The following is a 22,616-nucleotide window of genomic DNA, read 5'->3' as shown; positions in this document are numbered from 1 at the left end:
GGGGCCCGGCCGGTCACCGGCGGGCGGACGGGCGGGGCTCCGGCGGCTTGACCAGCCACAACACCCCGCCGGGCAGTGAGCCGATCAGCAAGGCGGTGCCCAACAGAACCGAGACCAGGAAGGCGTCGTCCGTGCCGATCCCCTGGGCATGCAGTCCGGCGACCATGGCGCCCTCGCGAATGCCCCAGCCGTTCAGGGAGATGGGCAGCGAGGCCAGGGTCAGCGCGATCGGCACCACGGCGAAGCCGGCCTGGATGCCGATCGGCGCGCCAAGGCCGCGGGCCAGCAGCAGCACCGCGCCGACGAACAACATCTGGACCAGCACCGACAAGGCGAGCGTCCTGGCCGCCGCCAGGGTAGCGACGCCCTTTTCCGCCCCCTTCAGCATCGCCTGGACCGTATCGAGCGCCCGCAGCCGGATCCTTGCCGGCAGCGGGACGCGATTGAGCAGCAGGAGGCCGCCAAAACCACCGACCATCACGCCGCCGGCGAGCAGCCCGGCCAAGGCGAAGTCGGGAGCGGCATCATGAAGCAGCGCCACGGCGGCGACGAGGTCGAGCAACAACAATCCAAGCAGTCCGGCCAGACGGTCCAGCAGCAGGCTGGCCACCACCGCGTCGGCGGCATGGCCGGACCGGTAGGCCAGCCAGCCGCGCACGGCGTCCACCCCGACCCCGGCCGGCAGGACCTGGCCGAAGAACTGGCCGACCCAGCTGTGATGGACGGCCTGGCCGAAGGGCAGGGACAGGTTGACGGCGGCGCAGGCGCCCTGCCAGCGGATGGCGGTCACCAGCAGGCCGCCGCAGACCAGAAGGAACCCGGCGAACAACCAGCCCTTGTCCGCCTGTTCGAGCCGCTGCACCGCCAGCAGCCAGTCGACCCGGCGCAGCAGCCAGACCACCACGGCCAGGGTGACGGCCGCCTTGGCCGCGAGCAGCCATTTGGCCCGGCCGGCGAACTGTCCAAACGGAGGTGCGGCGTTGTCGAAGGAGACCGGCATCCTGAACCCTTCACCTTCCTTTGGGACTGCAGGCGCAATATCCCATGACCCCGCGTTTGGCAAGGCCCGCCCTCCGGGCCGCCTTGCGCTCAGGCGGCGTCGGCCAGCCCCAGATGCCGGCGCAAGGCCCCGGCCATGCGGTCGAAGACCGCCGACCATGGCTCATCGGGCCGCTGACGGAACAGGGTGGCGCTGTCGTAGAAGGGGCTGTCGCCGCGATCGACCAGCCAGCGGCAATCCGGAACCGGGCGCAGGGCGACCCAGGTCGGCGCCCCGACAGCGCCCGCCAGATGCGCGATCACGCTGTCCGCCGTGATCACCAGATCCATCTGGTGGATCACCCAGGCCGTGCTGACGAAGGCCTGCTCGCGATCGGCGAAATAGGGATCGAGCGGCCGCTCGACCGTCAGGCCCAGACCGGCCGCCGCCTCGTCGGGCGGCTCCGGTTGCAGGCTGATCAGCCGGATGCCGTCGCGCATCAGCAGCTTGGCGAACAGCGCCAGCGGCAAGTCCTTGCCGGGGTCGGTGGTGGTCCATTTGATGCCGATCAGGAACTCCTCCTGCCGGCGCTCCAGCATCGGCGCCCGGTGCGGGCTTTTGGCGATGTCGATGTAGGCGGCGCTGCCGAAGCAACGGGCCGGGTCGGTCTCGAGCATGTAGAACAGGTCGAAGGACTGCACCCGGAAGTCGGCGGCGGGCAGGCGGTCGCCCTGGCTCACCACGCTGGTCACCCCTTTGCCCAACGCGCACAGCGCCTTCAGCGCCGGCACGCAGACGACATGCGCCGTCATGCCGTGCCGGTCCAGGTAATCGGCGTAGCGCAGGCACTGGATGACATCCCCGAAGCCGGACTCGCCATGGATGATGATGCGGGCGCCCGGGCGGATGTGACCATCCCACAGCGGGATCGGCCAATGGGTGGTCCACCAGCGGACGGGCTCATACTCGTATTTGAGCGCCAGCAGTTCCTTGAACGCGTCCCACCGCCCAAGCCGGAAGAACAGATGCATCAGCATCATGCCGGCATGCGCGTGGCGGCTGCGATCGCCCGCCGCCACCGCGGCACGGCGGTAGAGGCCGGCGGCATCCTCGAATCCCCCGCTCATCTCGGTGAAATAGCCGAGATTGAACAGGATCTCGAAGCGGGCCGGATCGATGCAGGCCGCCACCCTGGCAAAGCCGAGCGCCTCGCCGGGACGGCCCTCCTTGCCGCGCAGCGAGGAAGCGGCGGCGAAATGCTGAAGGAGCTGCGCATAGGCGGCCGGCGACCGCCGGAGCTTGGGCAGCAGCGGGGCCAGGGCCTGGAGATGGCGTGCCAGCCTGTCCGTCCCGGCATCGGGCGCGCTCTGGGCCAGCTGCTCCAAGGCCAAGGCGGTCAGCCACCCGAAGGTCTGGTCGAGCGGGGCGGTCATGCCATGCCGGTCGACCGCCCGCCCGAGAAGCTCCAGGCCGCCCATCGCATCGCCGCGCTGGATCAGCACGAGGGCCAGCCCGTGCAGGGCATCGTGATGCCCCGGCTCCAGCGCCAGGATGGCGTCGTACAGCAGGCGGGCCAACAGCAGACGTCCTTCGACATGATGGTGCTGGGCATCCTGAAGGGCGGCCGCCAAATCCAGCGGCCCCTGGCAAAGCGCCTCCAGCCCGCGCGGCAGGGGCTGCCGGCTGAGCGCCTCTTGCAACCACATGGCCTCGCCGCGCGGACCGCTCACCTCGCTTCGGGCCGCATCGGGGGGCTGGGCAACCGCCGCGGCCGGCAAACGAGAGGCTTCGTCGGACATTGTGCACCCGTGATCGCGGCTGATGATGTGGCGTCTGGCGGAGGATCCCCCCGGCCGGCCGCTCATATCATCCGGCGGTTTCGCGACGAAGAGGAAAAGCGCCCGACCGCCTCGGGGCGACGGCGGCCACCGGGCCGGGGCGCCGTCCGACAGCCCCGGCGGGACCCGCCTGCGCCGGGAGATTGCAATTGACTTCAAGGGGAGAGCCGCTAGGAAAGGGAAGCGGCGGACTGCCTGTTGCCGCGGACATGGCCGGATGGGACCTGCGCCGCTCCGGTAGGAAGCTGGTGAGTCATGAACACGCGGATGCTTTCCGTCATCGCCCCCTGCCATAACGAAGAAGGGGTCATCGCCGAGTTCCACCGGCGGCTGTGCGCGGCGCTCGAAGGGATCGACGAGGAGCTGGAATTCATCTATGTGGATGATGGCAGCACCGACCGCACTCCCCTCATCCTGCACGAGATCTGCAAGCGTGACCCGCGGGTGGCTGTGCTGCGGCTGTCGCGCTGCTTCGGCCATCAGATGGCGCTGACCGCCGGTCTGGACCATGTCGAGGGCGACGCCGTGGTCATCATCGACGCCGATCTGCAGGACCCGCCCGAAACCATCCTGCCCATGCTGGAGCGATGGCGCCACGGCGCCCAGGTGGTGTATGGGCAGCGCCTGTCACGCGAGGGCGAGGGACGGTTCAAGCTGATCACCGCGAAAGCCTTCTATTGGCTGATCAACGCCATTTCCGACGTGCACATCCCCTCCAACGTCGGCGATTTCCGGCTGATGGACCGCACCGTGGTCGATGTGGTGCGCTCCATGCCCGAACAGCACCGTCTGCTGCGGGCCATGATCAGCTGGCTGGGCTACCGGCAGGAGGCGGTTCCCTATCACCGCGAGCGCCGCTATGCGGGCGTCACCAAATACCCGCTGCGCAAGATGGTGCGGCTGGCGCTCGACGGGCTGGTCTCCTCCTCGGCGGTGCCCCTGCGCATCGTCTCGATCGTCGGACTGGTCACCTTGCTGTCCTCGATCCTTGGGATGGCGGGGGCCTTGGCCTGGTGGATGTCCACCGGGCGCTGGGTTCCCGATCCGCTTTCGGTCTTCCTCATCGGCCTGCTGTTTTCCGGCTTGCAGCTCTTCTGCTTCGGAGTGATGGGCGAATATATCGGCCGCATCTATGGCGAGGTGAAAAGCCGCCCGCTGTATCTGGTCGGCGAGCGGCTGGGCAAGGGTGGCGATGCCGCCGGCCGGACGCACCGCGGCGGCAGGTCCGGCACCGGCGATCCGCACACGATGGCGATGACGGACGCCAGCCGATGAGCCGCCTTGACGGATGCGGTGACAGGCTTCCTGACCGACTCAAGGCCACCTCCGCCTTTTGTGCCGCTGGCGTGACGGGGATTGCGCTGTGAAATTGCTGTTTCTCAATTACGAGTACCCGCCGATCGGCGGGGGAGCGGCCACCGCAAGCCGGCACCTGATCCGCGAATGGACGGCGATGGGGTGCGAGGTGCGGGTTCTGACCAGCCATTTCACCGGCCTGCCTTGGCGCGAAGAGACCGATGGCGCGGTGATCCACCGTCTGCCCGCCTTCCGCCAGCGGCTGCACCGCGCCCGTGTCGGCGAGATGGCCGCCTATATGGCGGGCGCCGCGCTCGTCTCCCCGGTGCTGGCGGCCCGCTGGCGGCCCGACGCGGCGCTCGCCTTCAATGGCATTCCCTGCGGGCCGGCCACCTGGTGGCTGCGCCATCTGACCGGCGTGCCCTATGTCGTCTGCCTGCGCGGCGGCGATGTGCCGGGCTTCCGCTGCGAGGGGATCGACCGTTTCCACCGGCTGCTGGCGCCCTTCACCCGCTCGGTGTGGCGCCAGGGTGCGGCGGTCACCGCCAACAGCCCGGGCCTGGCCGAACTCGCCCGCGCCTTCATGCCCGAGCTCGAAGTCCCGGTCATTCCCAACGGGGTCGACAGCACGCTGTTCCACCCGGCATCGCCGGAAGCCGGAATAGAAGCCGGGAGCGAAGCCGGCGCGGCGGGGCGCCCGGTGCGGCTGCTGGCGGTCGGTCGCCTGGTCGCGCAAAAGGGCATCGACGTGCTGATCGACGCCCTGGCCCGCCCGGAGCTGGCCGGCGTGGAACTCGACGTGGTCGGCGATGGCGGCTGGCGCACGGCGTTGGAGGAGCAGGCCGCCAGGCTCGGGCTGGCGGGGCGGGTACGTCTGCATGGCTGGCTCGACCGCGCGGTGCTGGCCGGGCTGTACCGCACCGTCGACATCTTCGTCCTGCCCTCGCGCGACGAGGGCATGCCCAACGTGGTGCTGGAGGCGATGGCCAGCGGGCTGCCGGTGGTCGCCTCCGCCGTGGCCGGCGCGCGTGATCTGGTGGTGGAGGGCGAGACCGGCTTCCTGGTTCCGCCCGAACAGCCGGACGCCCTCGCCGGCGCGCTTCTCCGCCTGACGGCCGACCCGATGGCCAGGCGCGCGCTCGGCGACCGGGGCCGCCGGCGGGTCGAGGAGCATTTCTCCTGGCGCTCGGCCGCCCTGTCCTTTCTGGAACTCGTCGAGCGGGGCATCGCCGGCAAGGCCGCGTTGCGGTCGGCGGGGTGAGGCGCCGGCCGGCCGGAACAACGGCTCAGGCGATGATCAAGGCTGCGGATCGGGCCGGCGCGCCAGCACGAAGATATAGTCGCCGCGTGTCCAGCGGTTGGCCAGGAACAGGCCGTAGAGCGCGGTGGTGATGAGACGCCGGACCATGCCGTACCGGCCTTCGGTGCCGCGCGCGCCAGTCAGGGTCAGCAGGTCGCGGTACAGCGGCGAGTAGAAGGGGAATCCCCATTCGACCACCCGCTCGATCGTCAGGCCGGTCGCCTCGATCTTCGCCTGCAACTCGCCATGGCGGTAGTTGCGCACATGCCCGACACTGGTCTCATAAGGGCGCATGCGCCCTTGCATCGTCGCGACCAGCAGGTATTTCCCGGTCATGCGGGCCAGGTTGGCGATGGCGGTCACGTCATCCTTGATGTGTTCGACCACATCGGTGCACAGGACGAGGTCGAACCGGCGCTCGAGCGCCCCTTCGGTCAGGTCGAGGCGGAAGAACTCGGCGTCCGGCGTGCGCTGCCGGGCGATGCGCAGCGCGCTCTCGGAAAAATCGGCCCCGGCATAGTGCGCCGGTTTTGCCGGCCTCAGCATCTGGATGAGCGAGCCCTCGCCGCACCCCACGTCTAGCACCGTGCTGATCGGCAGGGCGGCGATCAGGCGGGTGATGATGCGGCGCAAATGGCGTCCGGTCGGACCGTAGCGGCGCATGTCGGTCCATTTGCTGTCCCACCCCTCGTCATAGCCGGCCAGGGCAAGGGCGGCGGGCGTGGCGGGATCGTTGGACGGCGCCGCGGACAGGGACGTGGTCGGCAAGGGCTCGGAGGACATGGCCATCGGCCTCTCTGAAAAAGAAGGGCTGCACGGTCGGCCGGTTCCCGCAAGCCGGGAAGCCTGCCGCTTTGACGGAAGCGGGATCCTGGGGCCAAGAGGAACGATCGGGCGTCCCCGCCCGGACGGGTCCGGAGCGATGCTGGCGGGACAGACCATTCTTGGGAGAGGACCATCGGCTGACGCCGGCGGATCATACCCTGGGGGATGGTGAAATCAACCGCCTTGTCCGGGGGAAATCGCCATGTCGGACCGGATGCTGCGGCCCGCGGGCCGTCACCGGGAAATCCTGAAGGACAGGACAGGCTGCAAAGCATACTCGTTCCGGACCATCCTCCCAGACCATCAGCGTGAAGTTGATCGGGATTGACTGCGGCAATCCTTTGCTTGCCCTCATCAATTCACAAGCCGGTCACAAGCCGGGATGTTGTGATTGACAATCCGGAGCGCCTCCTCCTATGGAGTTGGTCGCAAAACCTGACGCGGCCACAGTCATTGCCACCCTGGGCAGCCGCGAACCGACGCTGATCGAGACCGACCGCCATGCCTGCGTGGAGTTCAAAACACCATCCCCCACGCGATGCGCTCGACAGGGATGGCGGCCATCCGGCCACTCCCCGGCCCACAGGCCGTGGAAACGGGGCGGCCGCCCTGCTGTCCGGCCTGGGCACCCGCATCGGAGCGGTCACCCGCAACCTGGCGCTGATCTATTTCTGTCTGGCCGCCAGCACGGTGCTCACCCTGGCCTGGCTCATGCCCCCCTTCCAGAACCCTGACGAGCTCGCGCATTTCCAGCGCATTGACCAGCTCTCCCGGGGCGGGTTGATCGGCCACCGCTTCGGCCGCGGCTACAGCGGCGGAGCGGTGGACGCCCATATCGAGCAGGCCCATGCGCCCTTTGCCCTGCTGCCCTTCCATCCCGAGCGGAAGGTGTCGTCGGACATGCTGGTGCGGGCCGAGCGGCTGGGCTGGGGAGGGGAACCGACGCTCAACCAGTTCCCCAACACCTCGATCTATTCCCCCTTCTGCTATCTTCCCGCCATCGCCGTGGTGACGGCCGGCAAACTGGCCGGGCTTCCCCTGGTCGAGACTTTGCACCTGACCCGTGCGGTCAACGGGCTGATCGCCGTCGCCATCGCCACCGCGGCCATCGCCATCGCCGGCGCCCCGGCGCCGCTGCTCTTTGCCGTCCTGACCTTGCCGATGGCGTTGGGGCAGATGGCCGCGGTCTCGCAGGACGGCATGATCCTGGCCCTGACCGCCCTGGCGGTGGCGCTGGTGACCCGTGGCCTCGCCTTCGGCGGCTGGTCGCGGGGGTCCCTGGCGCTTCTGTGCCTGTGCCTGGCCGTGGCGTCCGCCGCCCGCCCGCCCTATGCCCCGCTCGCCCTGCTGATCCTCGCCTTGCCCGGCGTGGCGTGGCGTCACCGGCTGGCCGGCGCGGGAACCGTCGTCGGGGTTGTCGTGGGATGGTCGCTGTTGGCGGCGACGCTGGCGCAGGTGGTGATCGACCAGCCGGACGTCTTTCCCAATCCGACGGCCCAGCTCCACCGGCTCCTGGAATCCCCGGGCCGGATACTGCCCATCGCGGTCGACACCCTGACCCGATACGCCTCCTCCTATGCCGAGCAGTTCGTCGGGACGCTCGGCTGGTTCGACGTGATCCTGCCGCGATGGCTGCATGGCGCCGCGGCCATCGGCCTCGCTCTTGCGATGGTGGCCACGCTCGGCGGTCAGGCCCCCGGTCGCATGGCCGCCGCCCCGGTGAGGGCGGCGGCGGCGGGCGGCATCCTGCTGGCGGCGGCGGCGATCTTCGCCATCCAGTATCTGACCTGGACCGATGTCGCCGGCCCGGTGGTCCTCGGGGTCCAGGGCCGCTATTTCCTGCCGCTGGCGCTGATGTGCGGCCTGGTTCTGCTGCCGTTCGGGAGGTGGTGGGCGGGCGGCGTCCCGCAAGCCGCGGCCCGGCTCGTCATCGCCGGGCTGCCCTTCCTGTTCGTTCCCACCATGATCGGGCACATCGCCGAGCGCTATTATCTGCAGCCCGAACAGATCCGGGTCCAGGTGGTGGAGCGGGCCGACGGCATGTTCGAGCCGGGAGGCTCGCTCGACATGGTCAGCATGGACAGCGCGCCGGCGGGAACCCCCGCCACCCTCGTGCTGTCGGGCTGGGCCAAGCTGTCGATGGACGACCCCACCCACAGCCTGACCCTGATCGCCCCGCCGGGCACCACGGTGGTGTCGGCGATCAGCCTCCGGCGCCCCGACGTCGCCACCTTTTTCAAGGATCCCGCCCTTCTCTGGTCGGGTTTCCAGATCACCCTGACCATGGTTCCTCCCTCCGGACGGGCCCCGGCGCTGTGCCTCCTCTCCGACGACGCCCAATTCGGACGGTTCGTGCTGGCCGCGCCGGCCGATCCCGCAACCGGCAAGGCGCCTTGCGCCGCCATGACGCGATGATCTGATGGACATGCGCTCCTCCTCTCTTCCCGCCCTGGCCGCCGCGGCCGGGCTGTGGATCGTCCTGATCGCGAATTTGTCCGGTGCCGCGGCCGCTGATCCGACAGGATTGCGCGATTGCGCGGATCTCACCCCCCGCGGCACACCGGTTTGCCCGGAGATGGTGATGATTCCGGCGGGACAGGCACTGATGGGCTCTCCGGCGGATGAGCCGGGTCACCGCCCGGACGAGGCGCCCCGCCACCCCATCACCATCGGCCGGGCCTTCGCCGTCGGGAAAACCGAGATCACCTTCGGCCAATGGGATGCCTGTGTGGCCGATGGCGGCTGCCAGGGTCATCGTCCGGCGGATTTCGGCTGGGGACGGGGCGAGCGGCCGGTGATCGGCGTCTCCTGGAATGACGCCCAATCCTATGTGCGGTGGCTGGGGCGCAAGACGGGACAGCGCTATCGGCTGCTGAGCGAAGCGGAATGGGAGTATGCCGCAAGGGCCGGAACGGCCACCCCCTTTCACAGCGGATCGGAGATCGGCGCCAGCCAGGCCAATCTGCTCGACCCGCACTCCCGCGAGCATTTCGCCTATCGGCGGAGCACCGTGCCCGTCGGCAGCTTCGCGCCCAATGCATTCGGGTTGCAGGATGTTCACGGCAATGTGTGGGAATGGGTGGAGGACTGCTACAGCCCGTCCTATGACGGGGCGCCCGCCGATGGCGGCGCCTGGACGGCCGGGTCATGCCAGTATCGGGTACTGCGTGGCGGCTCCTGGTATCAGGTCATGACCGCCGCGCGGGCGGCGAACCGGAACTGGGCCGACCCCGCCTACCGGAGCAACGACATCGGCTTCCGGGTGGCGCGCAGCCTGGAATAGGTCTCGGAACAAAACTGGGAATGAGGCCGGGAGACGTCCGTGCGGCCTGCCGGTCTTCGGGGGTGTCCTCCGCTTCCGGGAAGGCCAAGCGGCGCGCTTTGGAGGTGGGATGCCGCCCCTCCCCCCCCCTTCTGGGGGAGCGCGACATCAAACATCTTGCCATGCCAAAAGCTTTGACGATACATGAAGGCGCCGGATCCGCCCGAACTCTGTGCGGTCTAGCCCCCCTGTCCAAAGGCCGCGCGCCCTGGACATGTTCGTGGTGTGGATGCTCCAAGCGGAAGGATGATGCAAGTGCGTAAGGTTGCCCTGATCACCGGCGTGACCGGTCAGGATGGTGCGTATCTCTCCGAGCTCCTGCTCAGCAAAGGATACGTCGTGCATGGCCTCAAGCGGCGCTCTTCGTCCTTCAACACAGGCCGTGTCGAACATCTCTATCGTGACCCGCATGAGAAGGACGTGTCCTTCTTCATGCATTACGGTGACTTGACGGACTCGACCAACCTGATCCGTCTGGTCCAGCAGATCCAGCCGCACGAGATCTACAACCTCGCCGCGCAGAGCCATGTCCAGGTCTCCTTCGAGACGCCGGAATACACGGCCAACGCCGACGGCATCGGCACCCTGCGTCTGCTGGAGGCGATCCGCATCCTGGGCCTGGAGAAGACCGCGCGTTTCTATCAGGCCTCCACCTCCGAACTGTATGGCAAGGTGCAGGAGACGCCGCAGAAGGAGACGACCCCCTTCTACCCGCGCAGCCCCTACGCCGCCGCCAAGCTCTATGCCTACTGGATCACGGTGAACTACCGCGAGGCCTACGGCATGCATGCCTCCAACGGCATCCTGTTCAACCATGAGAGCCCGATCCGCGGCGAGACCTTCGTCACCCGCAAGATCACCCGCGCGGTCGCCTCGATCGAAGCCGGCAAGCAGGATTGCCTGTATCTCGGCAATCTGGACGCCCAGCGCGACTGGGGCCATGCGCGCGATTACGTCGAGGGCATGTGGCGCATGCTCCAGCAGGACCAGCCCGACGATTACGTGCTGGCCACCGGCCAGACCCAGTCGGTGCGGCACTTCGTCGAGCTCGCCTTTGAGCATGTCGGCCGCAGCCTTGAGTGGCGCGGCAGCGGCGTGGACGAGGTTGGCGTCGACACCGCCTCCGGCAAGACCGTCGTGCGCATCGATCCGGCCTATTTCCGCCCGACCGAGGTGGATCTGCTGCTGGGCGACCCGTCCAAGGCCAAGGCCAAGCTCGGCTGGAGCCACACCACCAGCTTCCGCGATCTGGTGCGGGAAATGATGGAGGCGGATCTGGCGACGATCGCCGGGCGCGCGCCCGCCGGGTCACCGCTTGTCCAGAGCCTTCTGACCGAATGAAGACCGCCCCCAAAACGGCGCTGATCTTCGGCATCGCCGGGCAGGATGGCTCCTGGTTGGCGCAGCTGTTGCTGGAGCACGGTTACAGCGTGCACGGGACCTCGCGCGACCGCGAGGCCTCCGGCTTCACCAACCTGCGCCGGCTGGGGCTGTTCGAACGGGTGCGCCTGCATTCCGCGGTGTTGACGGACTTCCGTAGCGTCGTCCAGGTCATCCATGAGGTTCGGCCGAGCGAGATTTACAACCTCGCCGGTCAATCCTCGGTCGGTCTGTCCTTCGAACAGCCGGTGGAAACCCTGAGCAGCACCACGCTCGGCACCGTCAACATCCTGGAGGCGATCCGTTTCCTCGGCATCGAGACGCGTTTCTACAATGCGTCTTCCAGCGAATGCTTCGGCAACACGGAAAAGAGCGCGGCGGATGAGAGCCATCCGTTCCACCCGCGCAGCCCCTATGGGGTAGGAAAGGCCGCGGCCTATTGGGCGGTGGCCAATTACCGCGAATCCTACAACCTGTTCGCCTGCTCCGGCATCCTGTTCAACCACGAATCTCCACTGCGCCCATCCCGTTACGTGACGCAGAAGATCGTGCGCGGGGCCGCAGACATCGCCGAGAGAAAGACCGACCGCCTACAGCTCGGCCAGTTGGCGATCGAGCGCGATTGGGGATGGGCTCCGGAATATGTCGATGCGATGTGGCGCATGCTGAACCACGACCAGCCGGAGGATTTCGTCATCGCCACCGGCGAGGCCCATCCATTGGAGGAGTTCGTCAACGCCGCTTTCGCCTATTTCGGCCTCGATTGGCGCAGCCATGTCGAGATCGATGCCGGCCTGCTGCGGCCGTCCGACATTACCCACAGCGTCGGCAACCCGCAAAAGGCCAAGCGGCTGCTTGACTGGCAGGCGGAAACCAAGATGCCGGCCATGGTGCACAAGCTCATCGATGCTGAAATGGAGCGCCGTCGGAGCAGTCTGGCCATGGCCTGACGGATGGGGCTGGGAACCGTCGCGGGCCGAAAAATGGGCTCCCTCTCCTCGCGGGGAGCCTCTGTTCCCGATGGTGCCGGGGTGCTGCTTCAAAGGCCTAGAGCGCTGTGTTACGGTGCCCCAGCCCTGGCTGGGTGCCGCTGATCGTAAGGCATTGCCAAATGTACATGGGAAAACATCCCGCTATCCTCAGCGAGCAGTCCCCTGTTCGCAGCTTGAGCGGCAAGAGCCGTTTGCGCGTTGCGGTCAGCGACCTTGTTCAAGGAGCAAGGCTCTGGGGACTGTGGGGCTTGATGGCCTGGTTCGATATCAAACAGAAATACAGGGGCTCGCTTCTGGGGCCATTCTGGATCACCATCAGCACGGCTGTGATGGTGGCGTCGATCGGCACGGTCTATTCCCATATCTTTGCCATCGACATGCAATCCTATTTGCCGTTCCTGTCGCTCGGAATTCTGATCTGGGGTTTGATCTCCGGTATGATCACTGAATTCTGTGGCGTTTTCTTGGGTAATGAATCGGTCATCAAGCAAATTCGGATGCCGTTTTCTGTGCATGTCTACCGCCTGATCGCCCGGAACTTCATCATCTTTGCCCATCACATTCCGGTCTATATCGCGGTGGCCCTCTATTGCCAGGTCGAGCTGGGCTGGGACGCGTTGCTGGCGCTGCCCGGGGTCGTCATGTTGGTGTTCACCACGATCCCGGTGGCTGTCTTTCTCGGGATGATCTGCGCCCGCTTCCGGGATGTGGCGCCCATCGTACAGAGCCTGCTGCAACTGCTGTTCTTCGTCACCCCGATCATCTGGCGGCCGGAAGCGCTCAAGGAAAATCTGTCCTGGGCGTATCTGAACCCGTTCTACGCCCTGATCGAGATCGTGCGGGCTCCGCTGATGGGCCAACTGCCGCCAGCCGCACTGTGGAGCATGGCGCTCGGCACGGCGGCGGTGTCGTGGCTGGTGGCCTTTCCCTTCTTCGCGCGTTTCCGCGCCCGAATCGCTTACTGGCTGTGAATGCGATGAGCTCAATCCGTCTGCGTGATGTTACGGTCGAGTTTCCCATCTACCAGGGCAGCAACCGGTCGCTGAAGAAGATGGTCATGGGGGTTGGCGGCGGCCATCGCCGCCTGCGGGAAACCCAAGGCCACCGCGTCGTCGTCCAGGCCCTGCAACGCATCAATCTGGAGATCAGCCATGGCGACCGGGTTGGTCTGATCGGCCCCAACGGGGCGGGCAAGACCACCCTGCTGCGCGTCATGGGCGGGGTGTATGAACCGGTGGCCGGCGAGATAGAGATCAACGGCCGCGTGGCGCCGCTGTTCGACATCCATCTGGGCCTCAACATGGATGCCACCGGCTATGAGAACATCCTGTTCCGTGGCCTTTACATGGGCATGTCTCCGAGCGAGATTCGCCAGCACATCGAGGAGATCGCCGCCTTCACCGAACTCGGCGAGTTCCTGTCCATGCCGATGCGGACCTACTCCTCCGGCATGCAACTGCGCCTGGCCTTTGCGGTGGCGACCTGCGCGACCCCAGAAATCCTGCTGATGGACGAGTGGGTTCTGGCCGGCGACGCCCAGTTCTTCGAAAAGGCCCGCCAGCGTCTCAGCCGCTTCGTCAACCAGTCGAACATCCTGGTGCTGGCCTCGCACAACGAACAGCTTCTGCTGGAATGGTGCACAAAGGCCGTCTACATGGCCAACGGTCAAGTGCAGGCCTTCGGCCCTGTCCGCGAGGTGCTAGCAGCCTACAATCCAGCGGCCCTGGCCGGGGAGCATGCCGCGCGCTGAAGGGCAGGGTCGTCCATCCTGGGGAGAAGATCGTGTCCCGAGGCATGGTGTAGGATTGGGCAAACGCATCATCATAGGTCCCCGCGATCTGGTCGTGGGCGTCAGACGGCCACGGCAGGCAGGCTGACGATTGGATCATCGCCGAGAGCCGCCATTGTTTCCAGATGCTATGGGACGGCGTGACGTTGCGTCACGCTGAGGCATTTGGAACCGATGGAGACGCTCCCATGCAGCAGCCCGAGATCGGCCGCTCGACGGCCACCTTCGTTCCCGACGAAACCCTGGTTGCGGTCATTGAAATGAGCCTGTCCACGTGGCTCGTTGCCGGGCTTGTGCCCGGTGTCGACCGGCGTCCTTTGAAGACGCTCAGCCCCGATGAGAACGACCTTCTGCTTCTCCTGGATGGCTGGGAGCTATGCGGGAATCTGGGTGATGACGGTGTGAATAGGGCGGCGTATCGAGGCGGGTGACGAGCCTGCCAGAACCTCCACAAGGGAGCGATACGCTATGAGCGAGGATAGCAAGGTTGTCCGGCTGCGTCAGCCGGAGGAGATCGAGGATGCGCTGACCGCCATCCTGTGCACCGGTGCGCGCCGGCTACTGGAGCAAGCGATCGAGGCGGAGGTTGAAACCTTCCTGGCGTCCCTGAAGGACATCACATTGCCGGACGGCCGCGACCGGGTCGTGCGGCACGGCCATGGCCCCGAACGCACCATCCAGACTGGCATCGGGCCGGTGGAGGTCCGTCGGGCCAAGGTACGCGACCGCGGCGGTACCGAGGCTGGCGAGCGGATCCGCTTCACCTCGGCGATCCTGCCGCGCTGGGCGCGGCGCACCAAGACAACACGACAACGCCTTGGCCGAGACCATCAACGGCCTCTACAAGACCGAGGTGTTCCGACGCTGCGGCCCATGGCGCGCCCTGGAGGCCGTCGAGTTCGCCACCCTGGAATGGATGGACTGGTTCAACCACCGGCACCTGCTCGAACCCATCGGCAACATTCCTCCCGCCGACGCCGAAGCGCGCTATTATGCTCAAGTCGAGGACGTCGCCATCGCGGTGTGACTCAAGCCAAATGGCCTCCGACAAACCCGGAGCGGTTCAGATCCGACTGTCCCGGAAACAAGGACCACCTCACGGCTATATCACCCCGGACCAGGCCGAGCTTCGAGCCGCTTAACCCGGTGTCCTTTCTGCCGGGGGAAGGTCACATTCACGCTGCACCGAAAATGCGGAAAGACCAGTTTGACGTGTCGCCTGGCACGCAATGGTCATGCTTTCGTCCCGGTCAACCGGGAGGGCGGCGGTAGATCATGACTCCTGGCACATCCTGGCGGACATAGCCATCGGCGATGAGGGCGTCGATGTAGCGGTGCGCCCAGTTCTGGAAACGGGACAGCTCCGTTCCCTGGATGGCCCAATCCACCACCACCACGACGGGAGGTCGGGCTGCCCGGGTCGTCGCGATGGCCCGGTCTATCCAGCCGGGATCGCGGAGCAGGAAGGAATCATCGACGAAATACTCACGCAGCAGCATCCGGTGGCCGGTCATGAACGCCATGCCTGGACAGAAGGGCACACAGACGATGCGCTCGTCCGGGGCCGCTGTCGCCGTGACGAGGTCGCGCACCCCTGCCAGCTGGCTGTATTCGAGCGGAGACACGCGGACCGCCGGGACGGTCTGGGCGGTAAAGCGTTCGGTTCTCTGGCTGGAGCCGGCGATGGACCCCGTCCCCGGCGCGGTAAGGCCAAGCTGCAGGAAACAGACGGCGATGACCAGCGGCAGGACCGCCACGCTTCCAGCCACAGCGGCTCCGAGCGTCCGGGAGGGACCGCACAATGCACGCGCTTCGGTCACGAGAACACAGGCCAGCACCAGAAAGCCGGGCATGAAGTTCGCGACATGGGGGAGATCGGGCCGGAACAGGAAACAATGCGGCCATGTCGCCAAAGCGCCGGCCAGGACGACCAACAGAACCGGCACCCGTTCGCCACCAGACAATGCCAAGCGAAAGAGGATCACCAGGCCGAACAGGCCGAACACCAGGAGGGGGCCATAGATCAGGACGGCGAGCAACGCATCCGGTTGGGCTGTCCAAAGGCCGCTCAATGCGGAGAGTGCCGGGCGGGCCAGCAGGGTTCCAGCCCCGCTCTGCTGGGCTGCAAACGCATCCACCGCACCTGCCGACGGGCGGAACACCGCCAGGAGATACTTCAGGATGGCGATGGGATAATGCAGAACCTCCATCGTCACCAGATCGAGATAGCCGCGCATCGCCGCCCGCACCAGAACAGGCGACTGCACGACGAGGAGCGTTGCCAAGGCGCTTGCCCCCAGGACCGTCAGGCGCCGTTCCCAGGCGCCGTCCCGTCGGGACCAAGCTCCAAGAAGCAGCAGGCCGGCCAATGGGACGCAGAAGAGGAAGCCGAAGTCGGCCCGGATCTGGAACGTGACCGACAATCCCACGGCCGGAGCCAGCACATCCACCGGCCGCATGGTCCGCCAGCGTTCGGCCAACCGCAGCTGGAGGCAGGTGTTGAGCAGTGCGCAGAAGGGGTAGAAAGCGGTGGCTGGGTAGGCGGGCACCAGGACCGCGATCAGGGTCGCCAGGAAAGCGAGGGGAGGATTGCGGGTGGTGCGCGCGACCGTCAGATAGAGGAGCGCTGAGGTTGCCGTGATCGTTGCATAGAAGATCATCTGGACGGCGTGCCAGGACGGTCCGGTGAGTGCGAATACCAGCTGACCAAGCTTGAACCACATCAGCCCATAGGGGTAGGCCAGCTCGTGCGGATCGGTGCCGAGGAGAAGCTCATAAGCGATCTGGGCATACATCCCATCATCGGCGGTGTTCAGTCCGCTATCGATGTAGAGGCTGTAGTAGCCCACCGACACGATCAGAATTGCCATCGCCCCCGCAATGGCCGCAAGACCAGCCGGCCATGTGGCGCGTGGAATGGAAAAGGCGTTTGTCATGAATCCGGCCCGTCCTGTGGTGCACGTCTCCAGAGCCCACCCCCCGCCGAAATCGATCAACGGAGCAACGAAAGATCAAAGGACTCACTGGAGAATTTTCTGAATACTGCAGAAACGCCTGCGCGCTTCGACCATGTACAATAGCGCCTGATGAGGGTCAATTGCCTCGCTCCTGGAAAATGCGTACCCCATCATGAATTCGGGACGACATGATTTTCTCATCACCCGCCATCGGGAAGCTCGCTTCAGCTCCGCCATCGTCTCCCACTTTCTGCGAGTAATGCCGGACGGAGGGCTTACAGGCTTGTATGACCATCATGCCGCTTGCCAGGCAGGCCGTGTGATGGTGCCGCGAGGATGCCGAGACTTCCGCCGTCGATGCTGTTGAAGCCTCCCGGCAGTCAGGATAGGGTGCCGCACCCTTCTCCCAGCCCCACTGGATCGTCATGGTAACGGTTGCCGAAGCATTGCAGGTCGCGGTCGATCATCACCGGGCCGACCGCCTTGGCGAGGCTCGTGAAATCTACCGGCGGATCCTGGCTGTCGACGGCCGCAACGGGCAAGCCCTGCATCTGCTGGGGCTGGTGGAGCGGCGGCTGGGGAACCCCGACGAGGGGATCGCCCTGATCCGGCAGGCCGTCGCCATCCTGCATGACTTCGCCGAAGCCCACGCCAATCTCGGCAACGCCTACCGCGCCGTCGGCCGCGTCGAGGACGCGGCCGCGGCCTATCGCCACTCCATCGCCGTCAATCCCGGTTCCGCCGCAAGCTACCACCTGCTGGGTGTCCTGCTGTGCGGGCAGGGCGGTCCACGCTCGCAGGAACAGGCCATCGCCGCTCTGATGCGAACCCGCAGCCTGACACCCGACAATGCGGACGTTCACCACGATCTCGCCATCGCCCACAAGCAGGCGGTTCGGTTGGAACAGGCGGCGGCGGGGCAGCGTCGTGCCTTGGCCTTGCGGCCGGACTTCACGTCGGCCTGGATGACGCTGGGCAATATCCTGACCGAACTCGGCCAGCGGGAACGGGCGCTGCAAGCCTATCAGCGGTCGTTGCGGGTGCAATGGGCGTCGGCGGATACCCATTACAATTACGGCAATGTGCTCTACACGACGGGGCGTTTGGCGGAGGCGGCGGCCCATTACCGCCACGCCGTCGACCATGGATTGGCTCCCGCCCTGGTCCGGGAAGCCGCCGCGTTCGTCGATCTGGGGCATGACGCCGAGGCCGAGGCCAGCTTGCGCGCCGCCTTGACGGTGCCGGGCAGCGATGTGCCGAGCGCGCTTGAGATGCTGACCACGCTGTTCATCCGGCAAAAACGCCTGGATGAAGGGCGGCGCTTCTTCAGCACCTTCAGGCACCCGCATGCCCCGTCCCCGACCACCTATGCCGCGGAATGCCTGACCGCCATCGCCGAAATCGATCTTGAGGAAGGCCGCAACGCCGAAGCCCTGGCTCTCTTGAACCGGGTCAACAGCCACGGCAGCCGTTTCTTCACCGTCAAGTCGATCGCCGCCCTGCGCCATACATTGGCCGGGATGAGCCTGGAATTGAAGCGGCCGGTCAATCCCGACCCGAGCCGGCCGCGGGTCGGCTCCTCCTCGTTGGCGACACATGGCCGCTTCGCCCACAATGTCTTCGAATATATGCTGGTGCGGCTTTACGCCGAGACCTACGGCCTGACACTCGAGACCCCGGACTGGGTCGGCGGTTATTATTTCGGCCTCAACGATCCACGCCCGACGGCTCCGCTCCGGCCACTCTATTTCCCGCGCCGGATCATCAACGAGCTGGTCGACCAGCCCTCCGGGACGCCGCTGACCGATTGCGACATTCTGTCACCGCTCGGCCCCTACCATTATCCGGAGCGCCACCGCGCCCGCATCCAGTCCTGGTTCCAGCCGCGCCCGGTATGGATGCCCTGGGTCGCCCCGGCGGTGGAGCGGCTGCGGGCGCTTGGCAACACGGTGGTGGCGTTGCACATCCGGCGTGGCGATTTCGTCCTTTTCCGCTACACCATCACCGAGACGGCGTGGTATGTGGACTGGCTGAACGGGATCTGGAAGGATCTGGACCGGCCGGTGCTCTACATCGCATCGGACGATCCCGCCATTGTCCAGGACTTCGCCGCCTTCCACCCGGTGACGCTGAACGATATCGCGGAACCTTGGGCTGGGCTGGAATATCTCCAGGATTTCCATGTCCTGGCCAATGCCGATATCCTCGGCGTCAGCGCCCAGAGCGGCTTCAGCCGGCTGGCCGCCTTGCTGAACACCCGTGCCCGGCTGTTCGTCGAGCCCGATGCCGAGGCGGGGCGGGTCCAGCCCTACTCTCCCTGGACCCCTGACGACCATCCTGAGCAAGCCTCTTGACCGGCCGCGAGTAGGACGAGCGATGGAACCGACCACACAGCACGCTGTCGAGCTTTACCGCGCCGGCAAGATCGAACAGGCCTTGACTGTTCTGGATGCAGTCTTGGCCGTCAGGCCTCAGGACTGGATGGCGCGCAACACACGCGGTGTCGTGCTGTGCCGGTTGGGGCGAGCGAACGAGACCGTGTCAATCTTCACCCGTCTCCTGACGATCGACCCCACCTTCACCGAAGGCTGGTTCAATCTGGCGCTCGCCCATCGCGCGCTGGGCGACACCATGGCCGCCGCGGACCACCTGCGCAAGGCGGTGAAGCTCCAGCCGGCCCAGCCGCTGTTCAGCACCGAGCTGGGATCTCTCTTGCATGGGCAGGGCCTGCTGGGGGCCGCAGCCAATCACCTGCGCCGCATCATCCTGCTTCATCCCGACCAGGCATCCGGCTATCTCAACGCCGCCGTGTCGCTGATGTCCGATGCCTGGTACGGCGATGCGGAAGCGCTGCTGCGCCAGGGCCTGCAACTCGATCCGCAGAATGCCGATATGGCCATGCGCTTGGGGCAGGTTCTACTCTCCTGCGGACGCAGTGCCGAGGCAAAGGCCGTGCTGAAGCCGCTGGCCCAGCGTCTTCCCGGCCATGGAGAGATCGCCCAGAGCCTGGAACGCGCTCAACTGTCCGCCGGCATTTCGGCCGAGGCCAGCAGAACAGACGGAGCACCGGATGGTATCGTGGTCCGGGGACCTTTTTCGGTCCTGTCGGGCTATGGTGATCTGGCGCAACGCTTTGTGCGCCAGATGGCCGGACAGGGAGCGGCGCTGAGGCTGCTCGGTCTGACCGGGGCGGAAAGCTGGCGCCCGCCGGAGGGCAATGCCGATGCCCCCATCCGTCCTCGCGCGGCTTTGAGCTTCCTAACCCCGATGCTGGTGGAGCCGATCCCCGGCGTGCCGACCGTCAACTACACCATGTTCGAGGGTACCCGCATACCGAAGAGCTGGGCACGGGCGAACGCCGCCCATGACCTGGTGGTGGTGCCGACGGAATCCTCGCGACAGGCTTGGCTTGAGACCGGCCATCCGGACGACCGGCTGAGGGTGTGCCCGCCGGGCATCCATGTCCACCCTGGCGATGAAGCCGACCCACCGCGCAGCATCCTCGCGCCAACCGGACGGCCGATCGCCGATTACCGCGTGCGCATCCTCAACATTTCGGACTTCATCGCGCGCAAGAACATCGACGGACTCCTGCGGGTCTGGCTGCGGGCGACGAGCGCCAATGACGATGCAATCCTGATCTTGAAGTTGGGTAAGGGTGGTCCGACCCTGCAGCAGGAGTTCGCGCAGCTTCTTCAGCAGACAGCCCGTATGGTCGGCCGCCGTTTTGAAGAAGCGGCGCCAATCGCCGCCCTGATGGGGCGTTATGATGAATCCGGCATCTCAACCCTTTACCAGCTGGCGACCCATTACTGGAGCATGTCGCACGGAGAAGGATGGGATCTGCCGATGACCCGGGCCGGCGCCAAGGGGCTGGGACTGATCGCGCCACGGAACAGCGCCTATGCAGCGTACTTGGATGATGAGATCGCCCATCTGATACCCTGCACCACGGGGCCGGCCTATATGCCTTACAGCAAGGCGATCTATCCGCCGTTTCAAGGTATTGATTGGTGGAATCCGGATGAGGATGTTGCATCAGATTTTCTGATTGGCCTTCTTCGAGATAAAATACAGATAAAAAGTCCGAAGATTCAGATATTGGAAAGGTTCAGTTGGGATTTTCGGGCACATAATCTTCTGAAGATCCTGTAAAAAACTCCATTTGTTATCTTTCGTTGTGGAATATTTTAAACTCTGCGCTGGCTAGAGTTTTTATGGGAGAGATGATCAAAAATGAAAAGCGAAAATTTCTCAAGTGATATCACAATTGAATTTGAAAGAGCGGTTTCAAAGCAAAAAAATGGAGAGCCTGAAGAGTCTCTAAAAATATATCACAAAATAGAATCAATAATGCCGAATAATTTTCAGGTGGCGAACAACATGAGAATAGCAGTCCTAGAATCAATCAATAAGGGAATATTGTTACACAATAATGGATATTTTAGTGAGGCGGAGGGTGTTTTTGAGAAAATTTTAGAGGTTGATGGACATAACCATAATGCGACCATGATTCTTGGGATCATCAAAAGATACAAAGGAGAATTCAAGGAAAGCTTAAATCTTATTGCAAAATCTGTTGCTCTCGATCCAGGATCCGAGGCGTCCAGAATAAATTTACAGGAATCCATAATTATTATATCAAATGCTGCCGCTGAGCTATATCGGAAGGATGATTTCGTCAATGCTGCTTCTTTGCTGGAAGCGATCTTATCAATACGGCCCAAAAGATATATCTCTGCAGATGATGCGGCAAGGCTCTTTAAACAGTGCCAGGCTACTGCTGCACAGCTTTACAATAGGAAATTTCATAATGAATCCGCAAGATTGATCAGAAGCATTTTGAGCAACTACCAAAGTGCAGAATCGCTTCATATTGCGGGTTTGATTGCGGCTGATCAGAACAAACATGTTATAGCTGTGAAAATTTTTGAATCTGCCATTGATCAATCACAAAACAATTCGAATTACTATATCAGTATGGCAAAATCGCTTTATGCATTAAAGCAATATGAGGCCGCAGAAAATGCTTTTTCCATGAGTCTTGAGAGAGACAGTTCCTATATTATTCAGAAAAAAACTGTTATTAATCAGATAAATCATTATGTCCATAATGGAAAATATAATAGAAATAAAAGTCTTTTGTTTTGCACGTCTTATGTCGATAGTGATGATTCCTGGAACAAAAGGTACAAACTTTGGATGGAATATTATAAGAACTCTGTTTTGGCGCGTCATAATATATGTATGATTGATGATGGAGGAGGCCATCGTCCTGATTGTGGAGATATTATATTTCATAGGTTCGATAATCGCCTTGGCAGGAAATCTGAAACGAATTTTCCTGGATGGTGGAGAAGTTTTCTTTTTTCGGTTGAAATCGCAAGGCGTGAAGGCTGCAACAAAATCATTCATATTGAGTCCGATGCCTTTCTTATTTCGAACAGGATCATGCTTTATATAGATTCTATCCAGAATGGTTGGGTTTCTTTCTGGTGCAGACGCTGGCAAATGCCAGAGTCTGCTATACAGGTAATTTGTGAAGACAATTTTGACAAAATATCAGAAATATCTGAAAAAGACCTGCGCAGTGATTTTTTTCTCAAAAGTGCAGAAAGCCTTCTTCCTTTTACGGAAACAATAAAATTCTTCAAGGGTGATCGATATGGTGAGTATATAGACCATATACCGGATGACGCCGATTATGTTTGTCAACTGAGCGGGAATATGAGACATGCCATCAACATGATGGTCAGGCTTATTCCGCCGACCCGGGTCAAGGCTTAGCCGCCATTATGCACCGCGCTTCGGCAGGGAGACTGGCTTTCGGCAGTAACTCCCGTTAAGGTTGTCGGCGGGCATGCCCTTCCGTTGCCTGCCGAGAACGGCACGGCTTTGTGCGATTGGTTTGGCGGGTTGAGGCGGCGGGGTTTCTTGG

General features: G+C 64.1%; 17 protein-coding genes and 2 pseudogenes. 14 read left to right on the top strand and 5 right to left on the bottom strand.

The features are described 5' to 3' along the window. Positions 1–13: 13 nt before the first annotated feature. Positions 14–1,000 (bottom strand): lysylphosphatidylglycerol synthase transmembrane domain-containing protein, encoded by a 987-nt coding sequence (locus tag AZL_RS32830; protein WP_042446999.1) that lies wholly within the window; start codon positions 998–1,000, stop codon positions 14–16. Between the two features lie 89 nt (positions 1,001–1,089). Then, the gene (locus AZL_RS32825) at positions 1,090–2,709 is read right to left on the bottom strand and encodes a hypothetical protein (protein ID WP_148219830.1); all 1,620 of its coding nucleotides are present in this window, start codon (positions 2,707–2,709) and stop codon (positions 1,090–1,092) included. A 363-nt stretch (positions 2,710–3,072) separates the two neighbouring features. Here AZL_RS32825 and AZL_RS32820 point away from each other — a divergent pair, with 363 nt between their 5' ends. Both AZL_RS32820 and AZL_RS32815 read left to right on the top strand, forming a co-directional pair. Next, on the top strand, positions 3,073–4,092 hold the full coding sequence (locus AZL_RS32820) for a glycosyltransferase family 2 protein (protein ID WP_063828262.1): 1,020 nt from the start codon (positions 3,073–3,075) through the stop codon (positions 4,090–4,092). Between the two features lie 88 nt (positions 4,093–4,180). Continuing rightward, on the top strand, positions 4,181–5,374 hold the full coding sequence (locus tag AZL_RS32815; protein WP_012978649.1) for a glycosyltransferase family 4 protein: 1,194 nt from the start codon (positions 4,181–4,183) through the stop codon (positions 5,372–5,374). A gap of 36 nt (positions 5,375–5,410) precedes the next feature. Here the strand turns inward: AZL_RS32815 and AZL_RS32810 are convergent, their stop codons facing one another. Continuing rightward, positions 5,411–6,202, bottom strand: coding sequence for a class I SAM-dependent methyltransferase (locus tag AZL_RS32810; protein WP_148219829.1), 792 nt, complete (start codon positions 6,200–6,202; stop codon positions 5,411–5,413). Positions 6,203–6,739: 537 nt separating this feature from the next. On the opposite strand from AZL_RS32810, the gene AZL_RS32805 reads away from it, so the two are divergent. From AZL_RS32805 to AZL_RS36145, 9 genes and pseudogenes are all read left to right on the top strand, one after another. Further along, positions 6,740–8,653, top strand: coding sequence for a DUF2142 domain-containing protein (locus tag AZL_RS32805; RefSeq protein WP_012978647.1), 1,914 nt, complete (start codon positions 6,740–6,742; stop codon positions 8,651–8,653). Between the two features lie 4 nt (positions 8,654–8,657). Then, positions 8,658–9,521, top strand: a complete 864-nt coding sequence (locus AZL_RS32800; protein WP_012978646.1) for a formylglycine-generating enzyme family protein — start codon at positions 8,658–8,660, stop codon at positions 9,519–9,521. Positions 9,522–9,806: 285 nt separating this feature from the next. Further along, positions 9,807–10,901: a GDP-mannose 4,6-dehydratase gene (gene gmd, locus AZL_RS32795; protein ID WP_012978645.1), complete on the top strand. Its 1,095-nt coding sequence runs from the start codon at positions 9,807–9,809 to the stop codon at positions 10,899–10,901. Further along, on the top strand, positions 10,898–11,890 hold the full coding sequence (locus AZL_RS32790; protein ID WP_012978644.1) for a GDP-mannose 4,6-dehydratase: 993 nt from the start codon (positions 10,898–10,900) through the stop codon (positions 11,888–11,890). The genes gmd and AZL_RS32790 overlap by 4 nt, the downstream gene beginning before the upstream one ends. Positions 11,891–12,051: 161 nt before the next feature. Continuing rightward, on the top strand, positions 12,052–12,903 hold the full coding sequence (locus AZL_RS32785) for an ABC transporter permease (protein ID WP_148219828.1): 852 nt from the start codon (positions 12,052–12,054) through the stop codon (positions 12,901–12,903). A 5-nt stretch (positions 12,904–12,908) separates the two neighbouring features. Continuing rightward, positions 12,909–13,682, top strand: coding sequence for an ABC transporter ATP-binding protein (locus AZL_RS32780; protein WP_012978642.1), 774 nt, complete (start codon positions 12,909–12,911; stop codon positions 13,680–13,682). A gap of 227 nt (positions 13,683–13,909) precedes the next feature. Beyond that, complete coding sequence (locus AZL_RS32775) at positions 13,910–14,152, top strand: hypothetical protein (RefSeq protein ID WP_042446992.1); 243 nt, start codon at positions 13,910–13,912, stop codon at positions 14,150–14,152. A 37-nt stretch (positions 14,153–14,189) separates the two neighbouring features. Continuing rightward, positions 14,190–14,525, top strand: a pseudogene (locus tag AZL_RS37355) (IS256 family transposase); the annotation flags it as partial. 1 nt (position 14,526) lies between these two features. Further along, positions 14,527–14,748 (top strand): annotated as a pseudogene (locus AZL_RS36145) (integrase core domain-containing protein); the annotation flags it as partial. A 223-nt stretch (positions 14,749–14,971) separates the two neighbouring features. Here the strand turns inward: AZL_RS36145 and AZL_RS32765 are convergent. Both AZL_RS32765 and AZL_RS36765 read right to left on the bottom strand, forming a co-directional pair. Beyond that, the gene (locus AZL_RS32765; protein WP_012978640.1) at positions 14,972–16,657 is read right to left on the bottom strand and encodes a hypothetical protein; all 1,686 of its coding nucleotides are present in this window, start codon (positions 16,655–16,657) and stop codon (positions 14,972–14,974) included. Positions 16,658–16,814: 157 nt separating this feature from the next. Continuing rightward, the gene (locus AZL_RS36765) at positions 16,815–17,105 is read right to left on the bottom strand and encodes a hypothetical protein (RefSeq protein WP_211114173.1); all 291 of its coding nucleotides are present in this window, start codon (positions 17,103–17,105) and stop codon (positions 16,815–16,817) included. Between AZL_RS36765 and AZL_RS32760 the strand changes: the two genes are divergently transcribed. The 3 genes from AZL_RS32760 (at position 17,104) to AZL_RS35140 (ending at position 22,465) form a co-directional block, all read left to right on the top strand. Further along, the gene (locus AZL_RS32760) at positions 17,104–19,032 is read left to right on the top strand and encodes a tetratricopeptide repeat protein (RefSeq protein ID WP_012978639.1); all 1,929 of its coding nucleotides are present in this window, start codon (positions 17,104–17,106) and stop codon (positions 19,030–19,032) included. The genes AZL_RS36765 and AZL_RS32760 overlap by 2 nt on opposite strands. Positions 19,033–19,054: 22 nt before the next feature. Then, the gene (locus AZL_RS32755) at positions 19,055–20,833 is read left to right on the top strand and encodes a tetratricopeptide repeat protein (RefSeq protein ID WP_042446986.1); all 1,779 of its coding nucleotides are present in this window, start codon (positions 19,055–19,057) and stop codon (positions 20,831–20,833) included. A gap of 81 nt (positions 20,834–20,914) precedes the next feature. Further along, on the top strand, positions 20,915–22,465 hold the full coding sequence (locus AZL_RS35140; RefSeq protein WP_012978637.1) for a tetratricopeptide repeat protein: 1,551 nt from the start codon (positions 20,915–20,917) through the stop codon (positions 22,463–22,465). Positions 22,466–22,616: the final 151 nt, after the last annotated feature.

The organism is Azospirillum sp. B510 (assembly GCF_000010725.1).
Lineage (GTDB): Bacteria > Pseudomonadota > Alphaproteobacteria > Azospirillales > Azospirillaceae > Azospirillum > Azospirillum lipoferum_B.
This window is presented reverse-complemented; position numbering and strand designations above follow the sequence as displayed.